This window comes from Flavobacterium phragmitis, assembly GCF_900112575.1.
In the GTDB taxonomy this organism is placed as follows: domain Bacteria; phylum Bacteroidota; class Bacteroidia; order Flavobacteriales; family Flavobacteriaceae; genus Flavobacterium; species Flavobacterium phragmitis.
Map to the genome: position 1 here is coordinate 276,894 of NZ_FOMH01000011.1, position 12,485 is coordinate 289,378.

Below are 12,485 nucleotides of genomic sequence, written 5' to 3' on the forward strand. Positions count from 1 at the left end.
GCATTCCGATTTTCATCGGAAGTGGTCGGGGTTCTAACCCCTCATCTCCCACCAAGAAACTCCTTAAGAAATTAAGGAGTTTTTTTTTATGTCTTAAATTAAGCAATCCCGTATTTATACCTGATTTGCAACTGATCTATTTTTTTAGATTCGCAAAGGAATCTATTTAAGCATGAAAAACAATATTAAGACATGAGTGATAAAAACCATTTTTACCTTGACAAAGTATTTCCTGAAGCAGATAAAATATTTTCATTTCAATATGAAGCCTTAGAAAAGATAGATAAAAACTGTATTTTTATTTTGGACACAAATGTACTATTTGTCCCATTTGACGCATCGGAAAAGAGCACTTCAGAAATAAAAGAAATTTTAAAAAAATTAAAAGACAAGAATAAACTTTTTATCCCAGCACGAGTTGCTAGAGAATTTGCAAATAATCGAGCGAAAAGAATTGGAGATCTATTTTTAAAAGTAAGGCAAACGAAAGAAAATTTAAATTCTGGGCCTTATAAATTAGATGACTACCCACTTCTTGAAGGTAATTCTAATTACAAATCTGTCAAAGACAAGTTTTCTCAAATATCTAGTCTCATAAAAGAATCTAGAAACTTGCTAGACAATATCGAAACCGATATAAAAACATGGAACTGGGATGATGCTGTTAGTAAAATATACAAAGAAATTTTCACAGCAGACACAATCATCGAAGTACAAAAAACTGAAAGTGAAATAATAAAAGATTTACAATTTAGAATTGATTATAAAATCGCTCCTGGTTTTAAAGATAGTGCTAAAATTGATGATGGAATTGGTGATTTAATTATCTGGACTACAGTTTTGGAAATTGCTAAAAGCAAAAAAACTGATATTGTTTTTGTATCAAATGATCAAAAAAACGACTGGTTTTACAAACAAGATAAGATTGGACTATATCCTAGATTTGAATTATTTGACGAATTCCGCCGATTTACTGACGGAAAAACTATTCACATAATCAACTTCCCAAAATTTCTAGAATTGCGTAAAGCAAAAACTGAAACAATTAATGACGTAAAACAAACAATTGCTAGAAATACAGAAACACATCCTTACTCTAGAAATCATTCGCATAGCGATCTAGCAAAAGGTATGGTAATAAATCACCGAAGATTTGGACCCGGTATCGTAAATAGATTATATCATTCAGCTGCAGGAAAAGAATGGGTAGAAATTGAATTTGAAAATGGCAGCATTAAGCATTTAATCTTAAAATTATCAGACCTTTATATTCCACAAACACCCCTTAACATTGTTAGAAAATGGAGAGAAAAGAATCATCAACAAATTGATCTTTTTAAGAATGAAAAAGAAGATGATAATAATTCCGAATAAACCAACATTATAATAATTAAAGATTTAAATTATAAAAATAGTTTATAATTACGGATTCAAAAACTAAAAAAAATATATGTTTTTATTTTTATAGCTTTTTAAACTAATCTAAAAAGTATTAAAATATCTTTTTTCTTAAACACCTATGCAAATTTTACATTTACATACACAAAATCTACAATTTCTAAATCCTCACCATAAAAAATCGTATTTTTGTTTACCGCTCCCGAAGAAAATCTGTAACCTACATTTAAAATCTGTTTTTTACAGTTCTGGTTTATTCACTTAATTATTATCTTTGAATTATGAGCACACTATCAAGACCAAAACATATCGGAAGAAACATCAGCCGTATTCGTGAACTTCGAGATATGAAACAGGAAGCTTTGGCGCAAGCTTTGGGAACAAATCAACAAGCTATTTCTGCTATGGAAAATAGCGAAACTATTGATGAAGAAAAACTTACTGCAGTCGCAAAAGCACTTGGTGTTACAGCTGAAGGCATCAAAAATTACAGCGACGAAAACATACTAAGCATCATTAATAATACATTTAATAGTCACGAGTTCAACATTAAATGCCGTTAATTTTCAACCTACTTTTAATCCACTTGATAAAATTGTAGAACTTTATGGAGAAAAGGAAAAACTTTACGAACGCTTAATCCAAGCAGAAAGGGACAAAGTTGAATATCTTGAAAAAACAGTAAAAGATAAATAAGCTTTTTAAACATAAAAAACTCCATTATTTCTAATGGAGTTTTCTTTTTTATTTATTCAGCTCTTTTTCAATTTCTTTAATAAGTTCTATTGCGAGCGGTTTTGTATTTTCTTTATAAACTCTTATGTTATTCTTACCTAGTTTAACAAGATATGCAAGTGTCTTTTTATATTTTGGATCTGAATATAATTCTTTTTCCGGCTTATCTGCATTTTCTATTTCTTTATCAAAACACTTAAACAAAAACTCCGTGTACATTTTATCCACTTCGTTAGCAGCCGGTACATATATTTGGTAATAGCTTAAGATTTTCTGTTTCAATTTTTCATCTTCAATATAACCAAGTTTTCCACTTGACTTAAAACCTTCATAATTACCTATAGTCAATGTTTGCCCATGTGAATAAATTGGGAAATTAACTTTGCTTTTAGACTTATAAATACTATCCAGTTGAGAAGGTGTTAATGCCAAAATTTTCTCATAGTCTACGTTAGTCTTTTGATAGGCTTTTACTTCTCTGTCGATACTTTCTACATCATTCTTTAAATCATTCTTTAAATTACCAAGAAATACAGCTACTTCTTTTTGTTGATGTCTATGCTCGCTCCAACCGTGAAGCCATATTGAAAGTGTCACTGCAAAAACGATTATGAATATTTCTATTATGATTTCTTTTACTTTCTCTCCAAATGTGTGTTCTGAATTTTTCACCGTTTTGTAAATTTTGTTTGAATGTTTGGTTATTTCTTCTTGCATAATTTATTCTTGTAGTCCCTGATTATTATTTGTTGTTTATATAGTACCTTATAGATTTCAATGTGTTCAATTTTTTTTCTTCAGAATACAATTTTTATTCAAAAGCGAATATAAGACTATTTGTAAAATCTCCTTATTATTTTCTAAAGAACTCAGTAAAAAACACAAAAAAACTCCTTAATTCCTTAGGGAGTTTTAAACATTTTAGGCTTTAACAATCAATCATTATTTTGTATTTTCTCACATACTTTTTCAAGAAGTCTCTTGGTTTGCTTAAAATACTTCATTTTATCATCAATCTCTTTTATTTTAGCCTGAAAAAGTTCCAGAGTTTCTGCTTTAGAATCGGTGGTTTCAAACCAGCTGGTCAATATTTTTTTTATTTCTGCTAAACTAAAGCCCACTTCTCTGGCTTCTATAATAATTTCTAAACGCTCAATCGTATTACTATTGTAATGCTTGTAATTATTAGATTTCACCTTTTCATCTGTCAATCCCTTAATCATTCCTAAGTTTTCATAATATCTGATAGTATGAATTGACAATCCTGTTTTTTTTGATAATTCGTTTATAAGCATAACTTTATTTTTTTAGCACAAAAACAATAAAGCATAGAGCGTAGTCTATACTTTTTAATTTCAAATATACAATTATTTTGCTTTTGAAGTTTTTAAAAAATAAGAAATAAGTTTAATAACTGTAAATAAAAATGGAATTACCAAAATATTCATACGAAAACCCAATTATTTATAATGGCATTTTTGCTATTTTTATCAAAATTCCCAAAATGAACATCATCATCAAAAAAATCAAAATTGTAGTTTTTACTATTGCATTAACAATGTGCAATTACTTTTACGCTCAAACAAATCAAACAGAAAGGGAACTCGATGCTTTATTCCAGAAAGCACTTCAATCCAAAACTTTTAACGGAAATGTGTTAGTCGCCAAAAAAGGAAAGATAATTTATGAAAAAGCTTTTGGTCAGGCCGATGCAAGCAACAGCATTCCATTAAATAAAGAGTATCGTTTTCATATTGGTTCAATTGCGAAAGAATTTAATGCTGTTGGAATCATGATGTTAAAAGAACAGGGGAAATTAAAACTGGACGATTCGGTTTCTAAATTTCTTCCCGAACTTCCGTCTTGGGCAAATAAAATCAAGATTATTCATTTGCTTCAATACACCAGCGGACTTCCTCAAATAAAATGGAATGAAGTCAATCAAGATTCAGATAATATGGCTTTTCTGTTAAAAACATCAACTCTTGATTTTGAACCGGGAACTCAATACGATTACAACAACAATAATGTGTTTTTGCAAAGACGTATTATTGAAAAAATTACAAATATGAGTTTCAATTCATTCGTAATACAGAAAATCTTAAAACCAATCGGAATTAAAAATGCCATTGTAGATCCTGATGACAAAGAACCCCTTTTTGCAAAGTCATTTAACAAAGAGGGAAAACCAGATGTCCTGAAATACAATATATCGGGCTGGACAGCTTTAAATTTAGAGGATTTTTACAAATGGTCTGAAGCCATTAATTCATTTAAGATTATTAGCAAACAATCGACACGTGAACTTTTTGAACCTTTTTCAAAAGACAATCAAACGGGTCTTGGTGGTGGTACTATCGAAAACGGAAAAGTAACCAGTCATACACACGATGGCGCAGCTTTTAACTATCAGGCTTTATTAGTAAGCAATCCAAGTTTTACGATTATTCTCATGACGAATAACAAACAGAATAATTTGGAGGGATTTAGTAATTCTATAGAAACTATACTTAATAAGTAAGTATTATTTAGCAACAAAAAGCTCCATTAGAAAAATAATGGAGCTTTTTTCACATTAGGCAGAACTCTTTATTTCAACTTCGTCAAAGCTTTAGAATTTCTCAACAAAAACACATACTGAAAATAATCGGTTACAAAAGAATCTTTTAGTGGAACTATATTTTCTCCAAATGCTCTTGATTTTACAGTAATTAAATTTTGCGAATTAAGATAAGGAGAGTTTTTTGAGTTCAGTTTAAAAAGAGTAATCGCATTAGGTTTACTCGTTTCTTTTAAATCGTTGATTCCTTTTACTAACATTAATGGACCATCAGCATTTAACCAATCTACTTTTTCATCTTCTGGAGTTGGAAACTGAGGATTTTCAGGAAGATACATTTCACTATCAATTGTATAACTCACAAAACTAGTTACTTTAACACCAGAATCTTTTAATCCTGCAGCAAATGTAGCTCTACCCGATTCTGTTTTCTTTTGAAGTGTATGAAAATATCCAAAAAGACCGTAGAATTTTTCATTTTCAAGATGTCTTTTCTGAATTACATTTTTAAAATTACTTACCATCGCCTCATCTCTTGAACCCTTAGATTCATCATCAAAATTTTTATCAATTCCGATTACCTTAATCCTTGAAGAATCGGCTAATTTTTGATTGTAATCGTAAACCGCATTCCATTTATTAAACAATTCCTGACTCGCCTGTTGCGGAATTCTTCTTTTAATAGATTCTACAACTTCTTTTAAAATCGTTTCGTTTTTTTGTTTTTCAGCTAAAAAGCCGTTTAACTTTTTAGCCGTCAAGCTATCCATTTCAGCAATATAATATTTGATTCCCAATTTTTTATTTAAGAAAAAAAGCATTTCCTGATCTATTGTCTGATTGTCGGCATAACCATGAATTTCTCCCAATAAAAACACTTGTGATTTGTAAAAATCTGCATCAAATAATTTTTCTTCTATTGAATAGGACACCTGAACACTATTTTTAGACAAATAACTGATGTTTTCTTCTTTTGTAGATTCCAAAAATAACTTACTGCTGCTATACAAATACGCAATAAAAATTAAAATAATACTCAAAAGGGTAATACATGTAATTTTAAGAATTTTTAAAAATTTCTTCATAGTTATGGTTGTTTTGATTTTGATGTAAAAGTATTTTTATTCCATATAATACTCAACTTTTATTGGCCGAATTGTCGTTTTCGATGGATGAATTGTTTCTTATATTTTTAATCGTGAAGTTGATCTTTTTACACAATTTAATAGAAATTATTTGAAATCAATAACTTACAAACCAAACTTCAAAAACAGCAAAAAATATACTGAATTGCAATTATTTTATAAGACATTTACAGTCGTAAACATTCATTTTATACAATCTTAAAAATTACCACAATCTTTTTTTAAAATACTAAAAGCATAAAATAACTGAACCCAAAAGCAAATTAATTTTATGAAAACCAAAATCTTATCAGCCCTTCTTTTCATTTTATCATTTACAACATTCGCACAGGAAAAAGTAAATTTTACAGAAAAATTCAAAAAAGAAAATCAGGGAAAATCCACTATTGAAATTAACGAAGTAAAAGAACTTCTGACTATCATGCTTGCCATTACCGATTTTGGTTTAGAAAACGACGATATGTTTGAACAAAAAGGAGATTATTACCAACGTGTTCTCAAACATTTCAAACCTTATAAAGAAGAAGCAGTCATCCAAACAATGAATTCTCTTTTGTCTAAAAATCCACTTGAGTATATTTTCTTTACCGGAAATGCTCAAACTTACTTTTTAAAAAATGGTGTTTTGGTACCAAATGAGGCCTACGTTTTACCTGCCAACAAAGTGGCGAATGTCAAAATTGAAGTAAACCCGATTACAACTTATAAAAGTGAGATTGAAGATTTCGCCAAAAAATCTCATTTCAGCGACTTTTACAAATCTGAAAAACCTTTTTATGACAAAATCATTTCTGATTATGAAAAGTACTCCAATCTTCAAAAACAATGGAATTGGCTGGAAAAGAATTTCGACACCAAAATAAACAGTTATATTATTTATACTTCGGCATTAATTAACGGTCTCAATTATACTGGAGGTTATGAAAACAATAATTTTCACCTTATCGAAATGGTATTACCAACAGTACAAAAAGTAGAAGGTCGATCAGAAAAAAACAGTGAGGCTTTTAATACCAGAAGCATGTTTACCGAAATTGATCACAATTATGTTGAAAAACCAAGCGTACAACATAAAGAAGAACTCAATACAGCACTAAAAGACAGAGAAAAATGGGTCAACACGAAAGCTTATGGAACGGAATATTATCCTGATGGTTTTAAAGTTTTTAATGAGTATATGACTTATGGCGTATTCATCTTATATGCTGAAGAAACTTATAAAGGTGACACACAACTTCTTCTTGAAATTAATAACGAAGTAAATTCTGTCATGATTGACAGAGGTTTTATTAAAATGAAAGAATTCAACGAAAAGCTAAAAAATCTTAGAAGTAAAAACAAAAAAAAGAAAATCGACGAACTATATCCGGAATTAATCAAATGGTGTAGTTTACAATAATCATATTAAAATCCTATTAACAAAAAACTCCATTATGGCAATGGAGTTTTTTGTTTAGAAAGCTTTTCCTTTAGTTTACTATTTAAATAATTCCTTAACGGAATATCATAGACTTTCATTACCAAATAAGCGAATCCAACCAGCACAACAACCGCAATTGGTACAATAAGAGCTAACCGAGCTGTGTCTGGTTTATAATTGGTATAATAATTCCCAAACATCCATAAAACAGCATAATGTGTCATATATAATGGATAAGAAATATTTCCTGAAAATACGCAGATTTTTCCCAATCCAGGTTTTAAGATTGCTCCTGCACCTAATGAAATCAATAGCGGAAAATAAAACAAAACCACTAAAGGTTCTGTCAACCAATTCCATTCTGAAAACGGCATTACAAAAGCCAATAACAATAGTCCGCTTAAACTGATAAAACCTAATTTACTTTTTATAACTAAATTAAAACGATAGATCAATAACCCTGCTAAAAAAGAATAGGATATTCTCGCACAGCCGTCCCAAAAAGTTGGTCCGCTCCAGCCTCCTAATAAATTACCGGAATTGTATGCCACAAAACAAATTGCAAAAGCTACTATAATAGTCAGCACAAACAGAAATTTTTTTCTAATTCTATAAAGTACAACTGCATAAACAATATTGGCAATATATTCCCAAAACAGTGACCATGCCGGCGCATTAAAACTAAACAAATTAAAACCTCGATCTTCAATTACAGGAAATGGTATTAAAAATAGCGAACAGATAAAAGTCAAAACAATCTTACCTGCACTATACAATTCAAGATGTCCTCCAAACGGATCAAATAAAAAAGCCAATAATCCTAAAATAGATCCTACAACAACTAAAGGATGCAGTCGAATAATTCTTGCTACAAAAAAATTCCAGATTCCCATTTTAGCAATTCGGTCGTCATAAGCATATCCAATTACAAAACCAGAAAGGCAAAAGAAAAAATCAACCGCTAAAAAACCATGACCAATAAAATTCTTACTTGGATCCGTAAAAATCCATTCCATAAAATGAAAAACAACAACAGCAAAAGCAGCAACCCCTCGAAGCCCATCTAAAATTTCAAAATGTTGTTTGGTCTGCAGCACTGACGAAGATATTTTATTCGTTTCCATTAAATTGAATGTGGTTTAGTTTTAGTTAATCATTTGAAGCGGTCGCAAGTTTACAAATAAAATATTTAAATCAAAATGAGATTTAGAGCATTTTAAATTTCGAATTGCGCTTAGAAGTTAGAGTTTTCACATTTATATAACTTTTTGAACTTTTTCATTCAGCCTCTTTTTCCTAAGTTTGCTCAAATACAAAAACAAATATGAGCTTTAAAGGTTGTCTTCCTCCTCCTTGAAATTAATAATACTTCTTAAGTATTGACACTAGACTGAATATCTCGGTCAATTATTCTGTGTCTTTAACTCAAATAAAAGATTATTAATATTCAAAAATAAATCCTCAAAAGGGATAGACAACTTCTTATGAAAAAATCATATTTGATACTGCACACCGCAGTGTTACTAGCTGGCTTTACCGGCGTTTTCGGAAAACTTATTGCTCTTAATGAACTAACATTGGTTTGGTACCGAGTGTTATTTGCTTCAATAATTTTATTTTTTATTCTAAAATCATACAAACTTAAAGAACTTCAGTCTTTCGCAGAAATAGCAAAAATCTCTAAAGCAGGAATACTCATTACCATTCACTGGATTTTTTTCTATGCCAGCATTAAATATTCCAACATTTCGATTGGCGTAGTTTGTTATTGTTTGACAAGTTTCTTTACAGCGGTTTTTGAACCTATTATTAATAAAAAGAAATTTAATTTAGTTCAGGGATTACTCAGTTTATTTACACTTTTAGGAATTAGCCTGATTTTCCATTTTGATTCATCCTATCAACTCGGAATCCTGCTCGGAGTACTTTCTTCAGCATTTGCTGCTTTATACACGATTTACAATGAAAGATTAGTTCAGTTCTACGACAGCAAACTGATTAACTTTTATCAGATGTTAGGCGGAACCATTGTTTTAGGATTGGCTTTGCCGGTTTATTTTTATTATTTCCCAGAAGAATCTTTTATTCCAAGTTTAAAAGAAACCTTTTATTTATTTGTTCTAGCTTCATGTTGTACCGTGGCTTTATATGTAATGTTTGCAGAATCACTCAAAAAAATTCCAGCATTTACAGTAAACTTAACATTTAACTTAGAACCTATTTATGCAATCATATTAGCCTTTCTATTTTTTGAAGAAGGAAAATCGATTAATTTTTCATTCTATATCGGGATAAGTTTAATCATGACTTCAATTCTATCACAATCATTAATTTCAATCAAAAAAAGAAACGTAGTCGAAGAGTCAATTTCTTAGACTGCAAAAACAGAAAAACTCCTTCTTATCAAAGGAGTTTTTTATGCTTTAATTTAACTTAATCGTTTAAACCTTTACCAATTAAAATTTTCGGAATATTCTTTTCTACTCTTGCTTCTCTTGTCTTAGATTGTTTTGGCTGAGAAAAATGAAGCAGATAAGCTCTCTGTCTTCCGGGAGTTAAATCATAAAAAGCTGTTTTCAAATCGGGATTTTCATTTAATTTAACCCGAAACTCGTCTGCTATTTCAAATTCAGAAACTTTTTTCAATTCCACTTTTAAACCCGCTTTCTCGATTTCAGCTGCTTCATAAATATATCTTTTTAAAGAATCTTTTTTACTAATAATATCTTCAACATTAATAAAACGAACCTGACGCGCTGCCTGGACATTTTCCGTCTGCTGAATTAAAATATTATCTGGATCTTTCATCAATGCGCCTTTAAAAAACAAAAAAGCGCAATACTCTTTAAAAGCGTGAATCAAAACAATATTAGCTTTATCAAAAGTATAGCATGGACTTCCCCATTTTAATTCTTCATTAAGATGACAATCTAAAGCAATGCTTCGCAACAGCTCTAATTCCTCCTGCCATTTTTCTGCTTTTTCGAAATAAAAATCAACTTTAGGATTTGCACTATACTTTGTCATAAAATGGTCAATTAAATAATTCAGCTAAAATTAATAAAATTGAAAATTACACAGCAGATTCATTAGAATTAAAATCATTCTCGATAACCTTTTACAATACCGCGCTTTGAATGGCGTATAAAATCTAAAACTTTATCCCGTTCTATAGTCTGCTCAAATTCATTTTCTATTAACTGTAAAGCAAATTTTGTGTTTCTTTTTTCCTGAAACAAAATTCTATAAATCGCTTTAAGTTCTTCCAGTTTTTTGGAATCAAATCCTCTTCTCTTTAATCCAACCAAATTCAATCCTAAATACTGCAAAGGATCGTGTGCAACGATAATGTAAGGAGGAACATCTTTTACAACACGGCTTAAACCGCTAATCATAGTATGTTCCCCAATAATAGAAAATTGATGCACGGCAGTTAATCCACTAATATTGGACCAATCTCCAACTTGTACCTCGCCAGCCATTCCAACACTAAAACCAATAACACAATTATTACCAATTGTACAGTCGTGCCCAATATGAGCATTAGACATAATCAAATTGGAATTCCCAATAACAGTTTTCATCTTTGAAGCTGTTCCTTTATTAATCGTGACAAATTCCCGAATCATATTATCATCCCCAATTTCTAACAAGGTATATTCATTCCTGTATTTCAAATCCTGAGGAATTCCACCTAAGATTACATTCGAATGAATCTGGCAATTTGCTCCAATTCTTGTACCGCTTAAGATGGTAACATTATTTCCAATACAGGTATTGTCACCAATTATAACATCATCTTCAATAGTGGTAAAATTTCCAAGAGTGATATTAGTCCCCCAAAGAAGCGTTCTTATGAACAAAAGTATTTTTCAATTTTTTGAACTTTTTAAAATGGTCCACAAAAATCAAAAAAAGAAAAAGAATATTTTTTGATGTAATATCAAGAAATTGAAGCCCGAATTCTGCTCAACGTTTCTCGACTAACACCGATAAGCGAAGCAATATATTTTAATTTTGATTTAATTATAATCTGAGGAAAAGAGTTTAAAAGAAATTCATACTTCTGTTGGGCGGTCATTATCCGAAACAAATGATGAAATTCATTAATTTTAGAAAGATAAAGCCGTAACTGATTCATATGAAACTTTAAAAAGAGTGGATATTGCAATAAGATTTGCTCATCTGAATAAGTCAATGAATAGAGTACAGAATCTTCACAAGTCTGAAAACTTTCAAATGAAGGTTTCTGCTCAAAAAAACTACTCATAGACGTCACAAACTGATTATCGGTATAAATCCATTTGGTAACTTCTATTCCATCTTCAAAACAAAACCTACGCACAGCACCAGATTGAATCAAATATACTTTATTACATATTTTACCTTCCTTAACTACGAATTCATCTCTTTTAAAATTTTCAAGAACAAAATACTTTCTCACGGCAAGTTCTGTTTCTAAATCTAATTCCTGAAAACTATTTATAATCCCAATTAATTCATCCATCCTTTGAATTGTTTTTACTGAGAATCAAATTTAAAATTTTAATTACAAAGCAAATTAAAAAACACAACAAACGAGGAGAAACAAACTTTAAATATTAAGCATTTTAAAAACTTTTAAAGAAAAATTATTATCCTGCAAAGGAAATACACGTAAAGAGAAATAAAAACAAAATATTAAGCTTAAATTATCTCTAAAAGAATCATGGCGTTTCCCTCCGGGCCGGGCTGTCCGCTGTATCTTTTGCTTTTTAAAGAAAAAAGTAAAAGGATGCCGCTCCCATCCCTAACGCATAGGCTCTGGAAGAAGGTTCCGGGTTTGCTTATAAAAACAAAAATGGTATAAAACAAAAAATCCCTCCCGATAAATCGGGAAGGATTCTCAAAAGAAAGGCGACGACATACTCTCCCACAAAACTGCAGTACCATCTGCGCAGGCGGGCTTAACTTCTCTGTTCGGGATGGGAAGAGGTGAGCCCCGCCGCAATAACCACCTTAAGGTTTTCAGTTAATGGTTTGCAGTTTACAGTTTGTAGTTTTTCAACTCACAACTCATAACAAACAACCTTTAACTTTCCGCGTGCGGACAATATCTTAACATACTGGGATAAAGAAATGCAATAGTTTTATTTAGAAAGTTTCCCCCCTCTCCGGTCTGGAACCGGAGAGGGAAAAGTTCGTACATAAGCTTACGGATTATTAGTACTACTCGACTGTGACATTA

At 30.6% G+C, this 12,485-nt stretch carries 11 protein-coding genes, 1 rRNA gene and 1 pseudogene; 5 read left to right on the top strand and 8 right to left on the bottom strand.

The annotated features are described in order from the left end of the window. Window positions 1-192: 192 nt before the first annotated feature. Entirely contained in the window at window positions 193-1,374 is a 1,182-nt protein-coding gene (locus BM289_RS19860) for a PIN domain-containing protein (RefSeq protein WP_091496754.1), read from the top strand. 305 nt (window positions 1,375-1,679) lie between these two features. Further along, window positions 1,680-2,094: pseudogene (locus BM289_RS19865) on the top strand (helix-turn-helix domain-containing protein). 48 nt (window positions 2,095-2,142) lie between these two features. Here BM289_RS19865 and BM289_RS19870 read toward each other — a convergent pair. Both BM289_RS19870 and BM289_RS19875 read right to left on the bottom strand, forming a co-directional pair. After that, a complete protein-coding gene (locus BM289_RS19870) occupies window positions 2,143-2,850 on the bottom strand; it encodes a DUF6090 family protein (protein ID WP_091496756.1) in 708 nt (235 codons plus the stop codon). A gap of 218 nt (window positions 2,851-3,068) precedes the next feature. Continuing rightward, on the bottom strand, window positions 3,069-3,428 hold the full coding sequence (locus tag BM289_RS19875) for a MerR family transcriptional regulator (protein WP_091496758.1): 360 nt from the start codon (window positions 3,426-3,428) through the stop codon (window positions 3,069-3,071). 131 nt (window positions 3,429-3,559) lie between these two features. On the opposite strand from BM289_RS19875, the gene BM289_RS19880 reads away from it, so the two are divergent. Continuing rightward, the gene (locus tag BM289_RS19880) at window positions 3,560-4,654 is read left to right on the top strand and encodes a serine hydrolase domain-containing protein (protein WP_091496759.1); all 1,095 of its coding nucleotides are present in this window, start codon (window positions 3,560-3,562) and stop codon (window positions 4,652-4,654) included. A 68-nt stretch (window positions 4,655-4,722) separates the two neighbouring features. Here the strand turns inward: BM289_RS19880 and BM289_RS19885 are convergent, their stop codons facing one another. Continuing rightward, window positions 4,723-5,778 carry a hypothetical protein gene (locus BM289_RS19885; protein ID WP_091496761.1) on the bottom strand — a complete coding sequence of 352 codons (1,056 nt, stop codon included), beginning with the start codon at window positions 5,776-5,778 and terminating at the stop codon, window positions 4,723-4,725. A 331-nt stretch (window positions 5,779-6,109) separates the two neighbouring features. Here BM289_RS19885 and BM289_RS19890 point away from each other — a divergent pair, with 331 nt between their 5' ends. Next, entirely contained in the window at window positions 6,110-7,237 is a 1,128-nt protein-coding gene (locus BM289_RS19890; protein ID WP_091496763.1) for a DUF4932 domain-containing protein, read from the top strand. 32 nt (window positions 7,238-7,269) lie between these two features. Here the strand turns inward: BM289_RS19890 and BM289_RS19895 are convergent, their stop codons facing one another. Then, window positions 7,270-8,382, bottom strand: a complete 1,113-nt coding sequence (locus tag BM289_RS19895) for an acyltransferase family protein (protein WP_091496765.1) — start codon at window positions 8,380-8,382, stop codon at window positions 7,270-7,272. A gap of 360 nt (window positions 8,383-8,742) precedes the next feature. Between BM289_RS19895 and BM289_RS19900 the strand changes: the two genes are divergently transcribed. Continuing rightward, a complete protein-coding gene (locus tag BM289_RS19900) occupies window positions 8,743-9,633 on the top strand; it encodes a DMT family transporter (RefSeq protein WP_091496767.1) in 891 nt (296 codons plus the stop codon). A gap of 58 nt (window positions 9,634-9,691) precedes the next feature. Here BM289_RS19900 and BM289_RS19905 read toward each other — a convergent pair whose 3' ends face one another. From BM289_RS19905 to rrf, 4 genes are all read right to left on the bottom strand, one after another. Then, the gene (locus BM289_RS19905) at window positions 9,692-10,285 is read right to left on the bottom strand and encodes a YdeI/OmpD-associated family protein (protein WP_091496769.1); all 594 of its coding nucleotides are present in this window, start codon (window positions 10,283-10,285) and stop codon (window positions 9,692-9,694) included. A 74-nt stretch (window positions 10,286-10,359) separates the two neighbouring features. After that, entirely contained in the window at window positions 10,360-11,121 is a 762-nt protein-coding gene (gene lpxA / locus BM289_RS19910) for an acyl-ACP--UDP-N-acetylglucosamine O-acyltransferase (protein ID WP_244165421.1), read from the bottom strand. 80 nt (window positions 11,122-11,201) lie between these two features. Next, window positions 11,202-11,765, bottom strand: a complete 564-nt coding sequence (locus BM289_RS19915) for a Crp/Fnr family transcriptional regulator (protein ID WP_091496771.1) — start codon at window positions 11,763-11,765, stop codon at window positions 11,202-11,204. 384 nt (window positions 11,766-12,149) lie between these two features. After that, window positions 12,150-12,259: ribosomal RNA gene (gene rrf / locus BM289_RS19920) — 5S ribosomal RNA — on the bottom strand. Between the last annotated feature and the right edge of the window lie 226 nt (window positions 12,260-12,485).